At 46.6% G+C, this 24,069-nt stretch carries 19 protein-coding genes; 16 read left to right on the top strand and 3 right to left on the bottom strand.

All coding sequences use genetic code 11. The features are described 5' to 3' along the window. Positions 1-183 precede the first annotated feature (183 nt). The 12 genes from rsmH to ftsZ all read left to right on the top strand — a co-directional run bounded on the left by rsmH (position 184) and on the right by ftsZ (position 15,568). Positions 184-1,098, top strand: coding sequence for a 16S rRNA (cytosine(1402)-N(4))-methyltransferase RsmH (rsmH, locus tag DWV53_RS01955; RefSeq protein ID WP_117692963.1), 915 nt, complete (start codon positions 184-186; stop codon positions 1,096-1,098). Next, the gene (locus DWV53_RS01950; protein ID WP_022121285.1) at positions 1,095-1,601 is read left to right on the top strand and encodes an FtsL-like putative cell division protein; all 507 of its coding nucleotides are present in this window, start codon (positions 1,095-1,097) and stop codon (positions 1,599-1,601) included. The genes rsmH and DWV53_RS01950 overlap by 4 nt, the downstream gene beginning before the upstream one ends. Continuing rightward, a complete protein-coding gene (locus DWV53_RS01945; protein ID WP_118151297.1) occupies positions 1,598-3,757 on the top strand; it encodes a penicillin-binding protein in 2,160 nt (719 codons plus the stop codon). Before DWV53_RS01950 ends, DWV53_RS01945 begins: the two co-directional genes overlap by 4 nt. Before the next feature lie 82 nt (positions 3,758-3,839). Beyond that, positions 3,840-5,303, top strand: coding sequence for a UDP-N-acetylmuramoyl-L-alanyl-D-glutamate--2,6-diaminopimelate ligase (locus DWV53_RS01940; protein WP_118067294.1), 1,464 nt, complete (start codon positions 3,840-3,842; stop codon positions 5,301-5,303). Positions 5,304-5,327: 24 nt separating this feature from the next. Then, on the top strand, positions 5,328-6,596 hold the full coding sequence (gene mraY / locus DWV53_RS01935; protein WP_118151295.1) for a phospho-N-acetylmuramoyl-pentapeptide-transferase: 1,269 nt from the start codon (positions 5,328-5,330) through the stop codon (positions 6,594-6,596). Between the two features lie 43 nt (positions 6,597-6,639). After that, positions 6,640-7,977 carry a UDP-N-acetylmuramoyl-L-alanine--D-glutamate ligase gene (gene murD / locus DWV53_RS01930; protein ID WP_118151293.1) on the top strand — a complete coding sequence of 446 codons (1,338 nt, stop codon included), beginning with the start codon at positions 6,640-6,642 and terminating at the stop codon, positions 7,975-7,977. A gap of 38 nt (positions 7,978-8,015) precedes the next feature. Continuing rightward, positions 8,016-9,293: an FtsW/RodA/SpoVE family cell cycle protein gene (locus DWV53_RS01925; protein WP_118151291.1), complete on the top strand. Its 1,278-nt coding sequence runs from the start codon at positions 8,016-8,018 to the stop codon at positions 9,291-9,293. Positions 9,294-9,384: 91 nt separating this feature from the next. Beyond that, positions 9,385-10,491: an undecaprenyldiphospho-muramoylpentapeptide beta-N-acetylglucosaminyltransferase gene (murG, locus tag DWV53_RS01920; RefSeq protein ID WP_118151289.1), complete on the top strand. Its 1,107-nt coding sequence runs from the start codon at positions 9,385-9,387 to the stop codon at positions 10,489-10,491. Beyond that, on the top strand, positions 10,491-11,867 hold the full coding sequence (gene murC / locus DWV53_RS01915; RefSeq protein WP_118151287.1) for a UDP-N-acetylmuramate--L-alanine ligase: 1,377 nt from the start codon (positions 10,491-10,493) through the stop codon (positions 11,865-11,867). The genes murG and murC overlap by 1 nt, the downstream gene beginning before the upstream one ends. Continuing rightward, positions 11,868-12,662: a cell division protein FtsQ gene (locus DWV53_RS01910; RefSeq protein WP_117587299.1), complete on the top strand. Its 795-nt coding sequence runs from the start codon at positions 11,868-11,870 to the stop codon at positions 12,660-12,662. It begins immediately after the preceding gene. A gap of 39 nt (positions 12,663-12,701) precedes the next feature. After that, on the top strand, positions 12,702-14,147 hold the full coding sequence (ftsA, locus tag DWV53_RS01905; protein ID WP_022121277.1) for a cell division protein FtsA: 1,446 nt from the start codon (positions 12,702-12,704) through the stop codon (positions 14,145-14,147). 89 nt (positions 14,148-14,236) lie between these two features. Further along, positions 14,237-15,568, top strand: a complete 1,332-nt coding sequence (gene ftsZ, locus DWV53_RS01900; protein ID WP_118151285.1) for a cell division protein FtsZ — start codon at positions 14,237-14,239, stop codon at positions 15,566-15,568. Between the two features lie 63 nt (positions 15,569-15,631). Here the strand turns inward: ftsZ and recO are convergent, their stop codons facing one another. Next, positions 15,632-16,357: a DNA repair protein RecO gene (gene recO / locus DWV53_RS01895; protein WP_118151283.1), complete on the bottom strand. Its 726-nt coding sequence runs from the start codon at positions 16,355-16,357 to the stop codon at positions 15,632-15,634. Between the two features lie 234 nt (positions 16,358-16,591). On the opposite strand from recO, the gene rpsT reads away from it, so the two are divergent. From rpsT to DWV53_RS01875, 4 genes are all read left to right on the top strand, one after another. Continuing rightward, entirely contained in the window at positions 16,592-16,846 is a 255-nt protein-coding gene (gene rpsT, locus DWV53_RS01890; protein ID WP_006847644.1) for a 30S ribosomal protein S20, read from the top strand. 307 nt (positions 16,847-17,153) lie between these two features. Next, complete coding sequence (gyrB, locus tag DWV53_RS01885; RefSeq protein WP_006847646.1) at positions 17,154-19,124, top strand: DNA topoisomerase (ATP-hydrolyzing) subunit B; 1,971 nt, start codon at positions 17,154-17,156, stop codon at positions 19,122-19,124. Between the two features lie 88 nt (positions 19,125-19,212). Continuing rightward, positions 19,213-21,585, top strand: a complete 2,373-nt coding sequence (locus DWV53_RS01880) for a glycoside hydrolase family 95 protein (RefSeq protein WP_118151281.1) — start codon at positions 19,213-19,215, stop codon at positions 21,583-21,585. Between the two features lie 14 nt (positions 21,586-21,599). After that, positions 21,600-22,493 (top strand): alpha-L-rhamnosidase N-terminal domain-containing protein, encoded by an 894-nt coding sequence (locus DWV53_RS01875; RefSeq protein ID WP_117692945.1) that lies wholly within the window; start codon positions 21,600-21,602, stop codon positions 22,491-22,493. A gap of 82 nt (positions 22,494-22,575) precedes the next feature. Here DWV53_RS01875 and DWV53_RS01870 read toward each other — a convergent pair whose 3' ends face one another. Together DWV53_RS01870 and DWV53_RS01865 are read right to left on the bottom strand one after the other, a co-directional pair. After that, complete coding sequence (locus DWV53_RS01870) at positions 22,576-23,211, bottom strand: DUF3109 family protein (RefSeq protein ID WP_118151279.1); 636 nt, start codon at positions 23,209-23,211, stop codon at positions 22,576-22,578. 92 nt (positions 23,212-23,303) lie between these two features. Next, positions 23,304-23,969, bottom strand: a complete 666-nt coding sequence (locus DWV53_RS01865) for a uracil-DNA glycosylase (protein ID WP_118151277.1) — start codon at positions 23,967-23,969, stop codon at positions 23,304-23,306. Positions 23,970-24,069: the final 100 nt, after the last annotated feature.

Below are 24,069 nucleotides of genomic sequence, written 5' to 3'. Positions count from 1 at the left end.
CAAAAAGGCGATGCCCGAAACTGGAAGGTGAAGTTGACCAAAAACAACTTTTTCATTAAGTTTTATAAATTTTGTGGGAAAATGTAAGGCTATATGGAGATTTTTATGTACCTTTGAACCCAAATTTATACATTAATAAGTACGCACGCAATATTATAACGCGATAAGACAGCAAAAAGATATATGATAAAGACTGCAGAAACATATCACGTACCAGTGCTCCTCAAGGAGAGCGTTGACGGGTTGAACATACAGCCAGGAGGCATCTATGTAGACGTAACCTTCGGTGGTGGCGGACATTCCAGAGAGATTCTGTCGCGCCTGACTGAGGGAGCGCACCTGTACAGTTTCGACCAGGATGCCGATGCAGAGCGCAACGTGGTGGCAAACGAGAACTTCACCTTCGTATGCTCCAACTTCAGATTCCTGAAAAACTGGATGCGTTACTACGGGGTAGACGGACTCGACGGACTGTTAGCCGACCTGGGCGTATCGAGCCATCACTTTGATGACGAGACCCGCGGTTTCTCCTTCCGTTTCGACTCCCCACTCGACATGCGCATGAACAAGCGTGCTGGCAAGACTGCTGCCGACATCGTAAACGAATATGACGAAGGTGCCCTTGCCGACATCTTCTACCTATACGGTGAGCTGAAGAACTCGCGCCGCATCGCCTCGGCACTCGTCAAGGCAAGAGCCGAGAAGCCCATCCTCACCACCAAAGACTTCATGGCAGCCGTAGAGCCCCTCTTCAAGCGGGAACGCGAGAAGAAAGACATGGCAAAGCTCTTCCAGGCGCTGCGCATAGAAGTGAACCACGAGATGGACGCCCTGAAAGAGATGCTCCGCTCAGCCACGGAACTTCTGAAACCGGGAGGCCGACTCAGCGTCATCACCTATCACTCGCTGGAAGACAGAATCGTAAAGAACATGATGAAAGCGGGCAATGCAGAAGGCAAGATAGAGCAGGACTTCTTCGGAAGAATAGAAACCCCTTTCAAACTCGTGAACAACAAGGTTATCGTTCCCGATGCCGACGAGCAGGAAAGAAACCCTAGGAGCAGAAGCGCCAAACTAAGAATAGCAGAAAAGAAATGATAAACGATAAAGACATAAACATCAGTGAGAAGCCTATAGCCGAAGAAAAGGCACAAGCATCACAGGAACCGCCGAAGCAGAAAACTCCGCAGCAGGAGCCACAGCAGGAGGAGGCTCCACAGGCTTCGCTCAAGGAAGTGATTGCCAAGCAAGCCATTGAGGAAGAGGCTTCAGGATCATCGAGCTTTACGCTGCGAAAGATTCTGGGTGGAGACATTCTTACCGCACAGATCATACGCCGGCAGATATGGCTCGTTATCCTCATCGTGTTTTTTGTCATTATCTACATATCCAACCGATACAATATCCAGAACGATATCATCGAGTTGGACAAACTGCAGAAAGAACTGCAAGACACCAAATACAAAGCGCTGTCTACAAGCAGCCAGATAACAGAGAAGAGTCGTGAAAGTAATGTGCTCGACATGCTGAAGAACAACAAAGACAGCGTGCTGCACATCGCCACCCAACCTCCATACATCATAAACGTACCCGAAGAATGAGCAGCAAATTTGATCACAAGAAAGTAATGCCCCGCTACAGCGCCATCGCCATCATCATGACGATTTTCGCCATAGCCGTAGTGGGTAAAGCGCTCTACATCATGACCGCCAAGCATGATTACTGGATGAAGGTGGCAGAACGGCAGAAGAAGGATTCCGTGACCGTAAAGCCAAACCGAGGTAACATCTTAAGCTGCACAGGACAGCTGATGGCAAGTTCGCTGCCGGAGTTTAAGGTTTTCATGGACTTCAAGGCGCTGAAAGATGCAGAAAACGACTCGCTGTGGGATGCCAAGCAAGACTCCATATATCTTTGCCTGCACCAGATATTTCCGAATCTGAGCGAGTCTGATTTCAAGAAGCACCTCACCGAAGGTCGCGCCAAGATGAGCCGCCACTGGCCGGTTTATCCAAAGCGTGTAGACTATAACACCTTCACCGAGATAAAGAACATCCCTGTATTCCGCCTGAAACCCTACCAGAGCGGTTTCCACTGGGAAGAATATAATGCCCGAACCAGAACTTACGGTTCGCTGGCAGGCCGTACCATCGGAGCCATGTATGGCGCCAAGGATACCGCCCGCTTCGGTCTGGAGCTGAGTTACGACTCCATCCTGCGAGGCACCAACGGTATCGTGCATCGCCGCAAGGTTCGCAACAAGTTCCTCGACATTACCGATACCCCTCCTATTGACGGAGCCGATATCGTGACCACCATCGATGTGAGCATACAAGACCTTGCCGAACGCTCACTTATCGACGAGCTGAAGGAAATCAACGCCAATGTGGGTGTAGCCATCGTGATGGATGTACCTACGGGCGACATCAAGGCCATCGTAAACATGGAGAAATGTTTCGACGGCGAATACAGAGAAATCCACAACCATGCCGTGAGCGACCTTCTGGAGCCAGGTTCGGTGTTCAAGCCAGCCTCTATCCTCGTAGCGCTGGACGACGGAGTGGTAGACACGACCTATCACGTAGAAACCGGTGGCGGTATATGGCCGATGTACGGCAGAGAAATGAAAGACCACAACTGGCGAAAAGGCGGATACGGAATGCTGACCCTCGCACAGACTCTGTGGTACAGTTCGAACATCGGTGTGAGCCGCATCATAGACGACCATTACCGCAACAACCCGGAGAAATTCGTAAAGGGTATCTACCGTACCGGTCTGCACGACGACCTGAAGATTCCACTGGTGGGAGCAACACCAGCCAGAATCCGCATGCCGCACAGAAACAAGAACGGACAATATGACAACTGGGCAAAGACCAGTTTGCCATGGATGAGTATCGGATATGAGACCCAGATACCGCCTATCTCTACCCTCACCTTCTACAACACCATCGCCAACAACGGCAAGATGATGCGACCAAGATTCGTGAGCAAGGTAATGAAGAACGGAGAAACCATCATGGAATTTCCTCCTGAAGTGATGCGCCAGCAGATAGCCAAGGAGAAGAGCATCAAGGAGCTGCAAACCATCCTGGAACAGGTGGTAAGCGTGGGGCTGGGAAAGAAAGCCGGTTCGCCTAACTTCAAAGTGGCAGGAAAGACCGGTACAGCCCAGATTTCAAAAGGTGCCGGTGGATATAAGAGTGGCGGAACCAGCTATCTCATCAGTTTCGCAGGCTACTTCCCTGCCGATGCGCCACGCTACAGCTGTATCGTCTGCATACAGAAATCCGGTTTGCCTGCTTCGGGCGGTACGATGTGCGGTAAGGTCTTCCATCAGATTTCAGAAGGCATCATGGCGCAGAGTCTGAAAGTTGACGTAAAGGACGCCCGCGACTCAGCATCCGTCTTCGTTCCTGACGTAAAGGCAGGCAATATCCTTGCTGCCAACTATGTGCTCAGCCACCTCGGCATCAAGACCAATGCCAACTGGAGTGGCAGCTATGCCGACGGCAACCCTATCTGGGGCAAGGCAGAGCGCGTGGGTAACCACAGCATCAAGCTCATCAGGGAGAAGCAATACGGCAAGACGATCGTACCCGACATTACCGGAATGGGAGCCCGAGACGCTATCTACAATATGGAGAGCCGGGGCATCAAGACCCAGATTATAGGTAGAGGAAAGGTAGTAAAGCAGAGTCTGATGCCGGGAACGGTCATCAAGAAAGGTGCCGTGTGCAGCATTGTGCTCGAATAAAACTCAGAAACAGTTATCTGAAACCCTATATATAATAAGGTGTAGATAAAGAAATATATAGAATATAAAACAGAAACAGGATATGAAGTTACAAGAATTACTCAAAAACATCGAGCCGGTTCAGATAATCGGCGATGCTGATGTAGAGGTTACGGGAGTAAACATCGACTCTCGCAAGATTAAGGAAGGTCATCTCTTCGTTGCCATGAAGGGAACGCAGGTTGACGGTCACAAGTTTATTCCAAAGGCATTGGAACTGGGCGCAAAGTCGGTTTTGTGCGAAGACATGCCTGAAGAGAAAGTTGAGGGCGTAACTTACATTCAGGTCGCTTCGACCGAGGATGCTGTCGGCAAGGTAGCAACCCTCTTCTACGGCGACCCTTCAAGAAAGCTCAAACTGGTAGGCGTAACAGGTACCAATGGTAAGACCACCATTGCCACCTTATTATATAATATGTTCCGCAAGTTCGGCCATAAGTGTGGTTTGCTCTCTACCGTCTGCAACTACATTGAGGACGAGGCTATCCCTGCCGACCATACCACCCCAGACCCTATCGAACTGAACATGCTCCTGGGCAAGATGGTAGAGGCTGGCTGCGAGTATGCCTTCATGGAGTGCTCTTCTCACGCCATCGCACAGAAGCGTATCGGAGGTCTGCAGTTTGCCGGAGGCTTGTTCACCAACCTGACCCGCGACCATCTCGATTACCACAAGACATTCGAGAACTACCGTAACGCCAAGAAGGCTTTCTTCGACGGACTGCCTAAGACAGCCTTTGCCATTACCAATGCCGACGACAAGAACGGCATGATCATGGTACAGAACACCAAGGCTACCGTGAAAACCTACTCTACCCGCAGCATGGCAGACTTCAGAGCCAGGATCCTGGAGTGTCACTTCGGCGGCATGTATCTGGAGATTGACGGCAGAGAAGTGGGCGTACAGTTCATCGGTAAGTTCAACGTGAGCAACCTGCTCGCCGTATATGGTGCAGCCATTATGCTCGGCAAGAAGCCAGAGGATGTACTCGTAGTGATGAGTACCCTTCACAGCGTAAGCGGAAGACTGGAACCAATCCAGTCACCAGAAGGTTATACCGCCATTGTTGACTATGCCCATACACCAGATGCACTGGAGAACGTATTGAACGCCATCCACGAAGTGCTCGAAGGCAAGGGCGGAGAAGTCATCACCGTTTGCGGTGCCGGTGGCAACCGTGACAAGGGCAAGCGCCCATTGATGGCACAGGAGGCTGTAAAGCAGAGCGATAAGGTAATCATCACCAGCGACAACCCACGTTTCGAAGAGCCACAGGACATCATCAACGACATGCTTGCCGGACTCAATGCCCAGCAAATGAAGAAGGTAATCAGCATCGTAGACCGCAAGGAAGCCATCCGCACAGCCTGCATGCTGGCAAAGAAGGGCGACGTGATTCTCGTAGCCGGTAAGGGACACGAAGATTACCAGGAGATCAAGGGCGTAAAGCACCACTTTGACGATAAGGAGGTGATTCGCGACATCTTCGGAATTTCACAGAAGTAAAAGCAATCAAGAAAAGAAAGAAAAATGTTATACTATCTCTTTAGATTTCTGGAGCAGTGGGGCATCTCAGGTTCTCACATGTGGGGCTACATCTCATTCCGTGCCCTGCTTGCGCTGATTTTATCATTGGTAATCTCTGCCTGGTTCGGCGAGAAATTCATCAAGTATCTCAAGAGCAAGCAAATTACAGAGACACAGCGCGATGCCAGCATCGACCCGTTTGGTGTCAAGAAGATTGGCGTTCCTTCTATGGGTGGTGTCATCATCATCCTGGCTATCCTCGTACCGGTACTGTTACTCGGACGTTTGCGCAACATCTATCTGATTCTGATGATCATCACCACCGTATGGCTCGGCTTTCTCGGTGGAATGGACGACTTCATCAAGATATTCAAGCGCGACAAGGAGGGATTGAAGGGCAAATATAAGATTATAGGACAGATTGGCATCGGCCTGATCGTGGGACTGGTACTCTGGTCTTCACCTGATGTTAAGATGAACGAGAACCTCGCCATCGAGCAACAGGGACAGGAAACGGTGGTAAAGCATCGTACGGAAGCAAGAAAATCGCTGAAGACCACCATCCCATTCGTCAAGGGACACAACCTCGACTATTCCAGCATCACCAGTTTCTGCGGTAAGTACAAGGTAGCAGCAGGCTGGATTCTCTTCGTCATCATGACCATCTTCGTTGTAACAGCCGTATCAAACGGTGCCAACCTCAACGATGGTATGGACGGAATGTGTGCCGGAAACTCCGCCATCATAGGTGTGGCGCTAGGCATACTTGCGTATGTGTCGTCGCACATCGAGTTTGCCGCCTATCTCAATATCATGTATATTCCTGGTTCTGAGGAACTGGTAGTATTCTTCTGTGCCTTCATCGGAGCCCTCATCGGTTTCCTCTGGTACAACGCCTACCCTGCCCAGGTATTCATGGGCGATACGGGTTCGCTAACCATCGGCGGTATCATCGCAGTAGGTGCCATCATCATCCACAAGGAGCTGATGCTGCCTATCCTCTGCGGTATTTTCTTCGTAGAAAGCCTCAGCGTGATGATGCAGGTTTACTATTACAAGATAGGAAAGCGGAGAGGTGTGAAGCAGCGTATCTTCAAGCGCACACCTATCCACGACAACTTCCGCACACAGGACAGTCAGCTGGATCCTGACTGCAAGTATCTGTGGAAGAAGCCTCGCAACTGCTTCCATGAATCAAAGATTACCATCCGTTTCTGGATTGTAACCATCATTCTGGCAGCATTGACCATCATCACATTGAAAATCAGATAAAATACAGGCTCTTATCAGCCCGACAAGTATAGAGAATAAGACAATGAGCAAAATTGTAATTTTAGGAGCTGGCGAAAGTGGCGCAGGTGCAGCCGTGCTGGCAAAGAAAGAGGGATTCGAGGTCTTTGTTTCAGACATGTCAAAGATCAAGGATAACTACAAGAAGTTGATGGATGACCACAACATCGAATGGGAAGAAGGTCACCATACAGAAGAAAAGATTTTAGATGCAGATGAAGTCATCAAGAGTCCGGGTATTCCTAAGGAAGCACCTATGATACAGAAACTGATGGCTAAGGGTACACCTATCATCAGCGAAATAGAATTTGCGGGCAGATATACTGATGCCAAGATGATCTGTATCACGGGAAGTAACGGTAAGACAACCACTACCTCGCTGATTTACCACATCATCAAGTCGGCTGGCTATGATGTAGGTCTGGCAGGCAACATCGGAAAGAGTCTGGCCCTTCAGGTGGCTGAAACTCCTCATAAGTACTACGTCATCGAGCTGAGCAGTTTCCAGCTCGACAATATGTATGAGTTTCGTGCCAATGTGGCCATCCTGCTCAACATCACTCCAGACCATCTGGACCGCTATGAGTTTAAGATGCAGAACTATACCGATGCCAAGATGCGCATCACCCAGAACCAGACAGAAGAAGACTGCTTCATCTTCTGGAACGATGATCCTATCGTTACAAAGGAGCTGGCTAAGTACAACCTCAAGTCACATCTCTGCCCATTCTCTGAGTTCAAGGAGGAAGGTTGCGTTGGCTTTATCGAAGACGGCAAATACAAACTCAACTTCCCTTCAGACTTCGAAATGCCACAGGAAGACATGAGTCTACGCGGCAAGCACAACATCTATAACAGTCTGGCTGCAGGTCTGGCATGCAACATCGTAGGCATCGACCACGAGACCCTGCACAAAGGCTTGAACGACTTCCCTGGTGTAGAGCACCGTCTGGAGAAAGTGGGCAAGTTCCAGGGCGTTTACTATGTGAACGATTCAAAGGCTACCAACGTAGATGCCTGCTGGTATGCGCTGGAGAGTATGACCACCCCTACCATCCTTATCATCGGCGGTAAGGATAAGGGAAATGACTATAACCAGATCAAGGACCTGGTAAAGGAGAAATGTGCTGGTATCGTATATCTCGGAGCCGACAACCAGAAGTTGCACGACAACTTTGACGCACTCGGCATCCCTGTACGCGACACTCACAGCATGAAGGATTGCGTAGCAGCCTGCCAGGAATTGGCAAAGCCGGGCGATACCGTACTCCTCAGCCCATGCTGCGCAAGTTTCGATCTCTTCAAGAACATGGAAGATAGAGGCGAGCAGTTTAAGACGCTGGCAAGAGCTATCGGAGAATAACAGTTTTCAAAAAATAGAACAGATAGAACTATAAAGAAATGAATAACAAGAGCATTGGTAATATTTTCAAGGGAGACAAGGTGATCTGGATGGTCTTCTTCTTTCTCTGTATGATAAGCATCGTGGAGGTATATTCTGCCTCCAGCTCCTTGTCGTACAAGACAGGAAACTACATGGCACCTGTCATCCGCCACATCTTGCTCTTGGGAGGCGGTCTGTTCACCATGATTTGCATGCTCAAGGTGAAATGCAAGTACTTCAAGATTGTTACCCCCGTCGTGATGGGCATCTCATTACTGTTGCTCGTTCTGGTCTTGGCTACCGGTCAATCTACCAACGGAGCCTCCCGATGGTTCTCTCTGATGGGCATACAGTTCCAGCCTTCAGAAATAGCAAAGGGAGCGGTAGTACTGGCTGTAGCTCAGATTCTTAGTGCTATGCAAACAACTCAGGGAGCCAACAGGAAGGCATTCAAGTTCATACTTGTAGCAACTGCTCCATTTGTAATTCTCATCGGACTGGAAAACTTATCCACAGCCATGCTCCTCAATATCACAATCTTAGCCATGATGCTCATCGGACGAGTGCCGATGAACCAGATTGGCAAGCTGGTGGGACTGGGCATGATTGTCATCGTCACAGCCTTTGCAGGTATCATGATAGTAGGACAGGACAAGGGCGAAGAGGGCAATAAACCGGAAAATATGCTGACCGAGAAGGTTGAGCAGGAACAGAACAAGCCTAACATGGCAGAAAAGATGTTCCATAGAGCCGACACCTGGAAAGCCCGTATTGACAAGTTTATGAACTCAAAGCCTGTAGCCCCACAGGATGTCGATCTCGACAAAGATGCCCAAGTGGCACATGCCAACATCGCCATCGCCTCTTCCAACATCGTAGGCAAAGGGCCTGGAAACTCAGTAGAAAGAGACTTCCTCTCACAGGCGTTCTCAGACTTCATCTATGCCATCATCATCGAAGAGATGGGTATATGGGGAGCCGCACTGGTTGCATTCCTCTACATCATCCTCCTGTTCAGAGCTGGCAGAATAGCCAACAGGTGTGAGAACAATTTCCCAGCCTTTCTCTGCATGGGACTCGCCATCATGCTGGTTACCCAGGCACTCTTCAACATGGCAGTAGCAGTAGGTTTGGCTCCTGTTACAGGACAGCCACTACCACTCATCAGTAGAGGTGGTACATCTACCATCATCAACTGTCTGTACCTGGGCATCATCCTGAGTATCAGTAGAACAGCCAAGAAGAAAGAGATACTTCAAAATGAGCTCGACGACAGCAAAATGGTGGCTGCCTGACAAGAGTTTTATAAATTAAGGTGAAAAAATGGCAGTAAATGCCGTTAAATCGATATTTTTTTATACCTTTGCGTTATAAACATGAACGGATATGAATAATGAATTAAGAATTATCATAAGCGGAGGCGGCACAGGTGGTCACATCTTCCCTGCCGTATCCATTGCAAACGCCATCAAGGCGAAGCGCCCTGATGCTAAGATTTTGTTTGTAGGTGCACTCGGCAGAATGGAAATGCAGCGGGTACCTGCTGCGGGTTATGAGATCAAGGGCTTGCCTATCTGCGGCTTCGACAGAAAGCATCTGCTCAAGAACATCGCCGTACTCTTCAAGATATGGAAGAGCCAGCACATGGCAAAGAGTATCATCAAAAACTTCAAGCCTATGGCGGCTGTGGGCGTAGGTGGCTATGCTAGCGGTCCGACTCTCAATGTTTGTGCCAGCAAAGGAATACCTTGCCTCATCCAGGAGCAGAATTCATACGCTGGTGTAACCAATAAACTCTTGGCCAAGAAGGCTGAAAAAATCTGTGTGGCTTACGAAGGAATGGAGCGTTTCTTTCCTGCAGACAAGATTATCATGACCGGTAATCCTGTTCGCCAGAATGTATTGGATACTACCATCACCCAGGAAGAAGCACGTAAGCTGTTCGGTCTCGACCCTGAAAAGAAGACCATCTTGCTCGTAGGTGGCAGCCTTGGCGCAAGAACCATCAACGAGAGTGTGCTCCAGCACCTCGACCTGGTGAAAGAAAGCGGCGTACAGTTTATCTGGCAAACAGGTAAATACTATAATGCTGCCATCATGGAGCAACTGAAAGGTCAGGAGCTGCCAATGCTCAAGGTTACTGATTTCATCAGCGACATGGGTGCAGCTTACAAGGCAGCCGACCTGGTTATCAGCCGCGCAGGTGCCAGCAGTATCAGCGAGTTCTGCCTCATCGGCAAACCGGTTATTCTGGTTCCAAGCCCTAATGTGGCAGAAGACCACCAGACCAAGAACGCCATGGCATTAGTCAACAAAGATGCTGCCATCTACGTAAAGGATGCCGATGCACCAGAGGTATTGCTCAAGAAAGCAGTTGACACGGTAAAAGACGAGGCTAAGCTTGCTTCGCTCTGTGAGAATATCAAGAAATTAGGATTAAAGAACTCTGCCGACGTCATCGCCGACGAAGTAATCAAATTAGCAACAAAGTAATGGAAATAAAAGATATTAAAGCAGTTTATTTTGTAGGAGCGGGCGGCATCGGAATGAGCGCCATCGCCAGATACTTCCTCAGCAAGAAGTTGGTTGTAGCCGGATATGACAAGACTCCATCCAATCTAACTCATGAGTTGGAGAAAGAGGGAATGCTTATCCACTATGAGGAGAATGTTGACCTCATACCAGAAGCCTGCAAGGACGCCAAGACAACATTGGTAGTCTACACACCGGCAATTCCTGCTGAACACAAGGAACTGGTTTTCTTCCATGAGAATGGATTCACCATCGAGAAGCGAGCTCAGGTTCTGGGTACATTAACCCGTACACATAAGGGACTGTGCGTAGCGGGTACACACGGAAAGACATCAACATCTACCATGTGTGCTCACATCATGCACCAAAGCCATATTGACTGTAATGCCTTCCTGGGAGGTATCTCAAAGAACTATGGCACCAACTATATCCTCTCCGACAAGAGCGACTATGTTGTCATTGAAGCAGATGAGTTTGACCGCAGTTTCCACTGGTTGCGACCATGGATGAGCGTCATCACGGCTACAGACCCAGACCATCTCGACATCTACGGCACCAAGGAGGCTTATCTGGAAAGTTTCCGTCACTATACAGAACTGATCCAACCGGGCGGTGCACTCATCATCCACAAAGGTCTGGAGATGAAACAACACGTACAAGACGGTGTCAAGATATACGAATACAGCCAGAACGAGGGCGACTTCCACGCTGAGAACATCAAGATAGAGAATGGAGGTATCACCTTTGATTTCATCTCTCCTATCGAGAACGTAACGGGCGTAGAACTCGGACAGCCTGTGCCTATCAACATCACAAATGGTGTGGCAGCAATGGCAATGGCACAATTGAATGGTTGTACAGCCGATGAACTCCGTAACGGCATGAAGACCTACGGAGGAGTTGACCGCCGTTTCGACTTTAAGATCAAGAATAACAAACTGGTATTTCTGTCTGATTATGCTCATCATCCAAAGGAGATATATCAGAGTGCCAAGAGTATCAGAGAGTTATACAAGGACCGTAAGATAACAGCCATCTTCCAGCCTCACTTGTATACTAGAACCCGCGATTTCTATAAAGATTTCGCCAACAGTTTGAGTCTCTTGGACGAGGTTATCCTCTGCGACATCTATCCAGCTCGCGAGCAGCCTATTCCAGGAGTAACCTCCAAGCTTATCTATGACAATCTGAAACCAGGTGTAGAAAAGAGCATGATTCATAAAGAAGACGTTCTTGACCTGGTAAAGAATCGAGACTTCGATGTTCTAGTTATCTTAGGAGCTGGCGATTTGGACAACTATGTTCCACAAATTACCAAAATACTTGAAGAGAAATAAATGCATATCAATTGGAAGAAAACCATCATCATCGCACTGGATTTAGTACTCGGTACTTATCTGGTATTCGCTTTCACCAGGTTTAACAAACCTGATGAAACGAAATTGGTATGCACCAAGGTGAACATCAACATTCAAGATGAGATGACGAATGGCTTTCTGAATGCGAAGGAAATCAAGAAACGACTGGAAGCCAGGAAACTCTATCCGCTGGGGGAACCGCTCAAAGAGGTGAACGCCCGCATGATAGAAGAAACCTTGAAGACCAGTCCTTTCGTCAAGACGGCAGAATGTTCAAAGACTCAGGATGGTCTTGTTGACATCTACCTCACCCAACGCATGCCAATCGTCAGAATCAAAAGCATCAGCAACGAGGACTATTATATTGATGACCACAATCAGATCATGCCCAACACGAACTATACATGCGACATTATCATCGCAACGGGCTACATCAACAAGTGGTATGCTAAAAAATACATCTCATTACTAAGCAAAGCGCTGATGACGAATGAACTCTGGCGAAACCAGATAGAACAGATCCATGTCCTGCCTGATAGAGGAATAGAACTGGTACCGCGAGTAGGCAACCACATTATATATATAGGTAACCTGCCAGAGACCAACCTCATCGACAAACGAGAGCAAGCCATCAACGATTTCGTCAACAAGAAGATGAATCGATTAGAGAAATTCTATAAGTATGGACTCTCACAAGCTGGCTGGAACAAGTATTCGTATATCAATATCGAATTCGACAACCAGATCATATGTAAAAAGCATCAAAATAGCTAATTAGAAAATAGAAACAGATTAAGATAACATATAAGAACTATGCCAAAGGAATTTATTGTAGCTATCGAACTTGGCTCATCTAAGATGACAGGTATAGCAGGTCAGAAAAATTTGGACGGCAGCATCACCGTACTTGCCACCGTAGAGGAAGATTCATCTTCTTGCATCAGAAAGGGTGTGATCTATAACATTGACAAAACCTGCCAATGCTTGACCAACATCATCAAGAAGTTGAAGAATATACTGAAACAGGATATTACCCAGGTCTATGTAGGCGTGGGCGGTCGCTCTATACGCAGTATCAAGAACGTCATTGTCAAGGATCTCCCAGGTAACACCATCATCTCACAAGAGATGATCAATGAACTGATGGATATCAACCGCAACATGACCTATCCGGACCAGGAAATCCTGGATGCTGCAACTCAGGAATACAAGATAGACAACCAATACCAGATAGACCCTGTAGGAATACAGTGTAACCATCTGGAAGGCATCTTCCTGAATATACTTTGGCGCAAGAACTTCTATAACAATATCAATACCTGTTTTGAAAATGCCAACATTCCTATTGCAGAAATGTACCTGGCTCCTTTAGCTATGGCTGACAGCGTTTTGACAGACTCAGAAAAGCGTGCAGGCTGTATGCTTGTTGACTTGGGTGCCGATACGACAACCGTTTCTGTATATTATAAAGGTATACTTCGTCATCTCTCTGTCATCCCATTGGGCGGCGGCAACGTGACCAAAGACTTAACTTGTCTTCAGATTGAAGAGCCTGATGCTGAAAAGATGAAACTCAAGTATGCCAAGGCTTATACCGATATCAACAATATCGACCCGACCCTGAACTACCCTATCGACAAGGATAGAGTGGTTGAAAGCAAGAAGTTCATCGAAATCGTAGAAGCACGCGTAGAGGAAATCGTAGAAAACGCATGGTTCCAGATTCCTGTGGAATTCTCAGATAAGCTGTTGGGGGGTATCATCCTTACAGGTGGCGGCAGCAACATGCCTGAAATCGATAAGGTTTTCAAGACACATACCCACATCGACAAAGTACGCATTGCCAAGTTTGTTTCTCAAACAGTCAACTCCAAGGATCCTAAGATTACCAATCACGATGGTACAATGAACACCGTATTGGGACTCCTGGCAAAGGGAGACATGAACTGTGCAGGTGACGAAATCGGCACTGATCTCTTCAGCAATTCTGCAGAAAAGCCAGTAGCAGCCGAGCAGCACAAGGCTCCTAGAAACCCTAACGAGACTGCCGGCAAGGGCGTTGTTCTTACTGCGGCAGAAAAAGCGGCTGCTGACGAGGCTGCCCGCAAGCAAAAAGAACTGGAAGAAGCTGAGGCAAGACTTCTGGCAGAAAAAGAAGCCGAAGAAGAAGAAAAGAGACGCAAAGAAAACAGTCTCATCCATAAAATGATGAGAGGTTTCAAGAAGTTTGTGAAAGATACCATTTCTGAAGAAGAATAAGATGCCAAAGACCAGGCTATCAGAAAACAGATTTCACAACAGGTTAAATAAAAAATCAGATAGATAAACCCTATAAAGATTATACGACTATGCTAGATAATGGAAACGCTCCTCATATTCTTGACTTTGGGGAACCTGAAAAAGAAAATAGCATCATCAAGGTGATTGGTGTTGGTGGTGGCGGTGGAAATGCCGTCAACCACATGTACCGCGAAGGTATACACGATGTAACATTCGTACTCTGCAACACAGACAACCAGGCACTTAACGACTCACCTGTGCCTGTACACCTGCAGCTAGGTAAGGAAGGTCTGGGTGCAGGAAACAAACCTGCCAAGGCACGCCAGGCTGCCGAAGAGACTCTTGAAGATATCAAGAACATGCTCAACGATGGAACAAAAATGGCATTCATCACAGCGGGTATGGGTGGCGGTACCGGTACAGGTGCAGCACCTGTCATCGCCAGAGTAAGTAAGGAATTAGGTATTCTTACCGTTGGTATCGTAACCATCCCATTCCGTTTTGAAGGTCCTAAGAAGATTGACCAGGCATTGGATGGTGTAGAGGAAATGTCGAAGCATGTAGATGCCTTACTGGTAATCAACAATGAACGTCTCCGCCAGATTTATCCAGACCTTGCCGTTCTCGATGCCTTCGGCAAAGCTGACGACACCTTGAGTGTAGCTGCCAAAAGTATCGCTGAAATCATTACCGTACATGGTCTCATCAACCTTGACTTCAATGATGTGAAGACCGTACTGAAAGATGGCGGTGTAGCTATCATGAGTACAGGTTACGGTGAGGGAGAAGGAAGAGTAAAGAAAGCGATAGAAGATGCCTTGAACTCACCACTCCTTAACGATAATGACGTATTCAACTCTAAGAAGATTCTGCTCAGCATCGCATTTGCAAGCGAGAAGAAAGATAATCCTGGCCTGACCATGGACGAGATGAATGATGTCAACGACTTTATGGAGAAATTCGGTGACGACTTCGAACTGAAATGGGGTCTTGCCATTGACCCTGAATTGGGAAGCCGCGTAAAGGTAACCGTTCTCGCAACAGGTTTCGGACTCGAAGATGTAGAGGGAATGAACCGCCACCTCAAGAAACATACTGAGGAAGAATCTCGCCGTCTCGCTGAAGAAGAGGAGAAACGTGCTGAAAGAGAAGACCGCCGCAAGCGCTATTATGGCAGCGACGGCAATACGACACAGTATAAGCGCCATCCACACATATTCCTGTTCCGCCAGGAAGATTTGGATAACGAGGATGTCATCCTTCAGGTAGAAAACACGCCTACCTATAAGCGTACCCGACAGACTCTGGAAGAAATCCGTAATATAGCTTCCGGTAATACAGAACCGAAAGAAAACAATAATGATGATGCAACAGTACAGGGCGTTATCAGTTTTGCCTAAACAGAGGACATAGTCAACGTCTGTTTCCCGTTTACATCAAGCAAGCGAGGAAACCTGAAAAGACTAAGCAAACAGTTCCTGAAGAACAGCAAAACTCTTCATTTCCGGGAAACCTGGCAAATGAAGTTTATAATACTCCAGTATCACCTCTACACACCTGTTTCGTTCCATACGAGACATTGTGTAGAGGTGCATTGTTTTATAGTCTAAACGGAACAAAGACACAAGCCGCATAGAATCTTCCTTATTTAAATAATGTACATGCGAAGGAACATGAGCTGCAAAACATCCATCTACCAAATCAAAATAATCGCCAGACATACCGCTCTCTATATTGGGCATAAAACCCAAATGAAAAGAGAGCTGAATCATAAAGACTATATGGAAATTGGCAATAGCACCTTTAGCATGGTCTAACCATTCGATACTGTCCTGTATGAAAAGATAGAGCGCACCATTAGCTTGCTCATGACGGGTAGCATATGAAAGCAGTTCTGACAAGAACATGGAAATGCCAAGTTTGTATGGAGAAAAAGGGATATCAGAGAATGGAATCTGAATCGAAACATCCCTAAGGCGCTGCAGATTTGACTTGAGACGATAATCAAATTCTAAATTCAAGACCATGAGCGGTTGGAAAAGCTGCCGTTTCATCTTCCCCTTAGATGACTTAGGCACACGTACCATAAAGGAGAGTCTCCCCAACTTTTCGGTGAAGAAATCCACGATAAGTTGAGAGTCCCCATACTTGATGGTTTGCAATACGATAGCACTAGTTTTTATCTCCATTTTGCCTAATATTAGTGAAAAACAGGGCAAAAATACAAAAAAATGCGCATTTAGCGAAAATTTTCCATGAAAAATTTGCTAGATTCAAATAAAAGTAGTAACTTTGCACCCGCAAATAAGCAATGGTCCCTTCGTCTATCGGTTAGGACGAGAGATTTTCATTCTCTAAAGAGCAGTTCGACTCTGCTAGGGACTACAAACATTTAAGAAATAAAAAAAAATAACATAAAGAAGATGGCAAATCACAAATCATCAATCAAGAGAATCCGTCAGGATAAGAAGAAGGCTTTGCACAATAAGTATTATGCAAAGACTATGCGCAATGCTGTCCGCAAGTTGCGCAACATGTCTGACAAGGAAGAGGCTGCAAAGCTCTATCCTACTGTTCAGAAGCTTTTAGACAAGTTGGCTAAGATCAACGTTATCCACGACAACAAGGCTGCAAACTTGAAGTCTGGTCTTACAAAGCACATCGCTAAGTTGGCCTAACTTATAAGTCAAAGCAAAGAAATAAATAAGGCTGCAATCCTATTATAGGGTCGCAGCCTTATTCTTTTCTATGAACCCGACTACCCATTTCCTGCATCATAAAATCTTCCCATCACAACCGGTTTATACTACAACATACCCTATAAAAATGCGCAAAACGATTATTAAATAGCTTTTTCAAGACACTTTTGCCGCTAAAGTTCACATTCTACGTTTTTTCTTCACTTTTTGGTGATTTTTCACAAACAAAAGTTCCTGTTTCTCAGCTTTTTTTAGTATCTTTGCACGGAAATAAGACAATACTAAAATGGCAGAAAATCAAAACAACGCAAATAATTACTCTGCGAGTAACATTCAGGTTCTGGAAGGCCTGGAAGCTGTTCGCAAACGTCCGGCGATGTATATTGGTGACATCTCCGAAAAGGGTCTTCATCACTTGGTAAACGAGACAGTAGACAACTCTATTGACGAAGCAATGGCGGGCTACTGTACCGACATCGAAGTTACCATCAACGAAGACAACTCTATCACCGTAGAAGATAATGGTCGTGGTATCCCTGTGGATATGCACGAGAAACTACATAAATCAGCCCTCGAAGTCGTTATGACCGTGCTTCACGCAGGTGGTAAGTTTGACAAGGGTTCTTACAAGGTATCTGGCGGTTTACATGGTGTGGGTGTAAGTTGTGTGAATGCACTTTCTACCCACATGTTGTCACAGGTGTTCCGTGGCGGCAAAATCTACCAGCAGGAATATGAGAAGGGTAAGCCTCTCTATCCGGTTAAGGTGGTAGGTGAAACCAACAAGCGCGGTACACGCCAGCAGTTCTGGCCAGATCCAACCATCTTTACTCACACTGTCTATAAGTGGGACATCATTGCCAACCGTATGCGCGAGTTGGCATTCCTCAATGCAGGTATCAAGATTACCTTGAGAGATTTGCGCCCTGACGAGGAAGGTAAGACCAAGGAGCAGGTTTTCCACGCTAAGGATGGTTTGAAGGAATTCGTCCGTTACGTAGACCGTCACCGCACTCATCTCTTCGATGATGTTATCTATCTGAAGACAGAAAAGCAGGGTATTCCTATCGAGATTGCTGTGATGTACAACACAGATTACTCTGAGAATATCCACTCATACGTCAATAACATCAACACCATTGAGGGTGGTACCCACCTGACTGGTTTCCGTATGGCGTTGACCCGCACCTTGAAGGCTTACGCAGAAGCTGACCCAACCATCTCTAAGCAGATTGAGAAGGCAAAGGTAGAGATAGCACCAGAAGACTTTCGCGAGGGTCTTACTGCCGTTATCTCCATCAAGGTAGCTGAACCTCAGTTTGAGGGACAGACCAAGACCAAGCTCGGTAACAGCGAGGTACAAGGTGCCGTTCAGCAGGCTGTAAACGAGGCTTTGTCTGATTATCTGGAAGAACATCCAGACGAGGCAAAGCGAATCTGCGAAAAGGTTGTCCTGGCTGCTACGGCCCGCATAGCTGCCCGCAAGGCACGTGAGAGTGTACAGCGCAAGAACTTCATGACAGGTGGTGGTCTTCCTGGTAAACTTGCCGATTGCTCAATGAAGGATCCTAAAGAATGCGAGATCTTCCTCGTCGAGGGAGATTCCGCCGGTGGTTCTGCCAAGCAGGGTCGCGACCGTTTCCGTCAGGCTATTCTCCCATTGCGTGGTAAGATTCTGAATGTAGAAAAGGTACAGTGGCACAAGGTATTCGAAGCTGAGTCTGTCATGAACATCATCCAAAGTATCGGTGTCCGCTTCGGTGTAGATGGCGAAGATAGCAAGGAGGCTAATACCGACAAGTTGCGTTACGACAAGATTATCATCATGACCGATGCCGACGTCGATGGTTCTCACATCGACACATTGATTATGACACTCTTCTATCGTTTCATGCCAAAGGTTATTGAAGAAGGCCATCTGTATATCGCTACCCCACCACTCTACAAGTGTACTTATCGCAGCAAGGTAAGCGAGTATTGCTATACAGAGCAGCAGCGCCAGGCATTCATCGACAAGTATGGAGATGGAGTAGAAGACAAGAACATCCACACCCAGCGATACAAAGGTTTGGGTGAGATGAACCCAGAGCAGCTTTGGGAAACTACTATGGACCCATCTACACGCTTGCTCAAGCAGGTTACTATCGAGAACGCAGCCCAGGCTGATGAGATCTTCTCTATGTTGATGGGTGATGATGTGGAACCACGCCGCGAATTTATCGAGCAGAATGCCACATACGCAAACATCGACGCTTAAGACAATTCAACTAATTTACATAAGGGGCTGTGCCATTTGCCAATAAATGACACAGCCTCTGCTTATATAAAACCCAACAAACCAACTTATGAAACATTTACTTATCTCTTGCCTATTACTCTCTGCAGCAGGCACACTCCAGGCTGTCCCAAAGAGTAATATTCCACCGCTGAAGCTTTGGTACAATAAGCCAGCTACAGCCTTTGAAGAATCATTACCTATCGGTAACGGTAAGTTAGGTGCATTGATCTATGGTGGAGCCAACAATGACTCTATCTATCTCAACGACATCACCTTGTGGACAGGAAAGCCTGTCAATCTCGAGGAAGGAGGGGATGCCTACAAATGGATACCAAAGATTCGCGAGGCTCTGTTCAAAGAAGATTACAAGGCAGCCGACTCTTTACAACTGCATGTACAAGGACACAATTCAGAATACTATCAGCCACTTGCCATCATCAATATCAAAGATGCAAATAAAGGACAATTCAGTAACTACAAGCGTGAATTGAGCCTTGACAACGCTACGGCAGCATTGAGTTATACAAGAGGGGGAATACAATACCAGCGAGAATATTTCGCATCACATCCGGACAAGATGATTGCCATTCACCTGACAGCTACACAGAAGAAAGCTATCAACTGCGACATCTCTCTCACCTCTCTGATTCCTCATCAAGTAAAAGCTTCCAATAAGCAACTCACCATCACGGGCCATGCTATGGGAAAGCCTGAGAACAGTACCCACTTCTGCTCCATCCTCAGCATCAAAAACCAGGACGGAACCATTACTGCCTCTGATTCTATCCTCCATCTGCAGGGCGTAAGCGAAGCTGTTATCTATTTAGTGAATGAAACCAGCTACAACGGATTCGACAAGCATCCGGTAAAAGAAGGGGCTCCATATATTGAAAAGGTTAACGACAATGCCTGGCACTTGGTCAACTATACCTATCCAGAGTTAAAACAGCGTCATATAACCGATTATCAGAACATCTTCAACCGTGCCAAGTTTGCACTCAAGGGAGCAAAGTTCGACAACAAGCGAACCACCGACCAGCAACTCTTTGATTACACTGAGAAAGAAGAGCAAAACCCTTACCTGGAAATGCTCTATTTCCAATATGGAAGATATCTTCTTATCAGCTGTTCGAGAACTCCAGGCATTCCTGCCAATCTCCAGGGACTTTGGGCTCCGGCACGAAAATCTCCTTGGCGTGGAAACTACACCATCAACATCAACCTGGAAGAAAACTATTGGCCAGCAGAGGTAACCAACATGTCTGAGCTTGTAATGCCTGTAGACGGACTGGTGAAAGCCATGTCTGTAACAGGAAAATATACAGCAAAGCACTATTATGGAATTGAAAATGGCTGGTGCGGTGGACACAACACAGACGCATGGGCAATGACCAATCCTGTTGGAACCAAGAAAGAGAGTCCTAAGTGGAGCAACTGGAACATGGGAGGTGCCTGGCTTGTACAAACCTTATGGGATCACTACGATTACACCCGCGATAAGGAATATCTACGCCAGACAGCCTATCCATTGATGAAAGGTGCAGCAGACTTCATGCTTGACTGGATAATAGAGAACCCGAAGAAACCGGGCGAACTGATTACTGCCCCTTGCACTTCACCTGAGGCAGAATATATCACCGACAAGGGCTATCAAGGCTGCAGTTTCTATGGAGGTACTGCCGATCTTACCATATTGAGAGAATTGTTTAAAAACACACTCAAAGGTGCTCAGATTCTCGGTATAGATCAAGCATATCAGGCAAAGTTACAGGATGCTATCAATCGTCTGCACCCTTATCAGATAGGAAAGCGCGGTAATCTGCAGGAATGGTATTACGATTGGGAAGACCAGGACTGGCATCATCGCCACCAGTCACACCTTCTCGGTTTACACCCATTCTATCAGATTTCATTAGATAAGACTCCTGATTTAGCTGCAGCTGCTGCCAAGACTCTTGAGATAAAAGGAGACTTCTCTACCGGTTGGAGCACAGGATGGCGCATCAGTTTATGGGCTCGCCTGCACAGAGCAGACAAGTCATATTCTATGATCAGGAAATTGCTTAACTATGTACATCCGGGCAATTACAACAATCCGAAGAATCGCCCTTCAGGAGGAACCTATCCAAATCTCTTCGATGCTCACCCACCATTCCAGATTGATGGCAACTTCGGAGGCACAGCAGGTATATGTGAGATGCTGATGCAATGCGATGGCGAGACTATGCACCTTCTTCCTGCTCTACCTAAAGAATGGCCTGCAGGCGAAATTAAGGGTATCAAAGCACGTGGAAACTACGAGATTAATCTCGTATGGAACAATGGAAAGGTCAGCAAAGCTTCCATCACCAGCAAGAATGCCGGAAACCTGACCGTCAAGTATAATGGTAAGCAGAAAGCATTAAATTTCAAGGCTGGCGAAACAAAACTCATAAAATAGACAAATAATCATCTATGAGATATTTTACAATTCTCATCTTTACAACTCTCTGGGTGCTGAATTCCTATGCACAGGAATTCGGTACCCATTGGGTATCATATCCATTCCCCAACGATTCTTCTGAGATATTATACAGGAAAATCTATCACCTTAATCAAAAGCCATTAAAGGCTGAGATAAACATGGCAAGTGGAGGAAATACCCGCCTATACATCAACGAAAGAAATGCTACGCCAAGCATTTTCAACGAAGGAGCCAGAGACAGCATCCTTCTGATGCAAACCATAGATATCTCCAGATATCTGAAAAAGGGCGAAAACATCATCGCGGTCTGGTATGCACCAGGAAGAATAAGAAATAAGAGCAAACAACTCTCGCTGGAACTTCATGGCTGGTATACAGACTCTGTTCCTTTTTATCATAAAGCAGACGAAACATGGTGGTGCAAACCCCTGAAGGGCTGCAGTTACAACGAAAAGGAACACTTTGACAATAGAATATACACTACTGAGTGGAAATCGGCAGAATACCAATCTGCAGGATGGGTTCATCCGACAGGTGCTTTCAAAGATTCAACAAACTATATCTTTGTTGACCAGCTGCCATACCTCACCCAGAACAAGCTTCAAATGGTATTAGAACCATACCAGGAGGAATTTGATCATCAGGGATGCCGTATAGACTTCGGACGTCCGTTCCGCGGAACCATCAGGCTCACGATACGCAATGCCAGCAAAGGAACAACACTTCATATTAACGGAAACCAATATGTATGCAGTGGCGAAATGGACGAGCAAGCCTATTACCGCATCCATGCTGAGCATCAAAAAGATTTCGTGATAACATGGGATAAAGGTTTTAGAAGAAGTAATATCACAAATATAGAAGGATTAGAGATTTCGGAATAAGCTCAACAGCGTTTCGAAATCTCTTTTTTTATAAAACAAAAAAGACTTCGGAACTATTATCTTCCAAAGTCTCTAACTGAATTTAGTCTTCCAATTCGGCAAGTACTTGCTCTGCCACTTCGCAAAGCTCATCATACCATTCCTTGCCGAATTTCTCAATCAACGGACCCTCCAGGAACTTATAAACCGGCAGATTCAACTCCTCACCCTTCTTGATGGCATCCTTGCAGATGTGCCATTTGTTATAGTTAATGCCATACACCTCGTTGCCGAAATCCTTGGCACGGATTGGATACAAGGCACAGGAGATAGGCTTCTTGAACTTCGACTTTCCTTCGCGATAAGCACGCTCCAGAGCACAGAGACAACAGTTAGGAATCGTATGTCCATCGCCCAGGTCTTTCAAATCCTGGTAGCAGGTAAACACGCAATCCTTACCATTCACGATGCTCGTCACCAAATCGCCTTCAATATCGGTATAAGCCACGCCCTGCTTATCAATGATAGCCTGGGCAGAAGCTGAGAGATCATCCCAAACTACATCCAGCGCATTCTCAATCTCCATAATCTCATCCAGGGTAACAGGAGCTCCCGCATCGCCTTCGATGCAGCACTCGCCCTTGCAGGCATCAAGGTCGCAACAGAATTTTTCGGTGATAATATCAGGTGAAACCAACACGTTGCCCACCTGCAGAATACGCAGTTCGTCTTTCTTCATAATGTTTTTGAGATGAATAAATTTCTTTGAGTATATAATAAAAAATAATGATAGCTACCCATGAGTGGATAGCTATATATTAATAGGTGTACCTACCATTGGATAGGCGCAATTCCGTTCTGCTGCAGATACGCATTGCAGCGGGAGAAATGATGATTGCCAAACCATCCGCCTCTGTTGGCAGATAATGGCGATGGATGCACACTTTCCAATATCAGGTGCTTGCTCGTGTCGATGAGCTTCGCCTTGCTCCGGGCATAACCGCCCCAAAGGATAAACACCAGGTGCTCCTTATCCTTGCTGAGCGCCTTGATGGCAGCATCGGTAAACTCCTCCCAGCCTTTGCGCTGATGACTCGCAGCCTGATGGGCACGAACGGTCAACGTGGCGTTGAGCAACAATACTCCCTGCTTTGCCCAGCGGGTTAAATCGCCCGTGGCTGGCATCGGAGTACCGAGATCCATCTGAATCTCCTTGAATATATTAATCAATGATGGTGGGAAAGTGATTCCGTCCGGCACAGAGAAACTCAACCCCATTGCCTGCCCCGGCTCATGGTATGGATCCTGTCCGATAATCACTACCTTTACATCATCAAAAGGACAGAGATTGAAGGCATTGAAAATCAAGCGGCCAGGAGGATAACAGGGCGTACGCAGGTATTCCTCTTTCACGAAGTTTGTGAGGTCAACAAAATACTGCTTGTCGAACTCTTCTCCTATATGCTGTTTCCAACTTTCTTCTATCTTTACGTTCATGCTTAATATAAATTCAAAAGTATCTTAAGATACTTACGCAAGTATCCTAAGATACTTGGCCAAGTATCTTAGGATACTTTTTTGAGGTATATAAAATCGT

This window comes from Segatella copri (assembly GCF_003465495.1).
Taxonomy (GTDB): domain Bacteria; phylum Bacteroidota; class Bacteroidia; order Bacteroidales; family Bacteroidaceae; genus Prevotella; species Prevotella copri_G.
The sequence above is the reverse complement of the archived record's forward strand: the minus strand, read 5'-3'. Positions and strand labels throughout refer to the sequence as shown.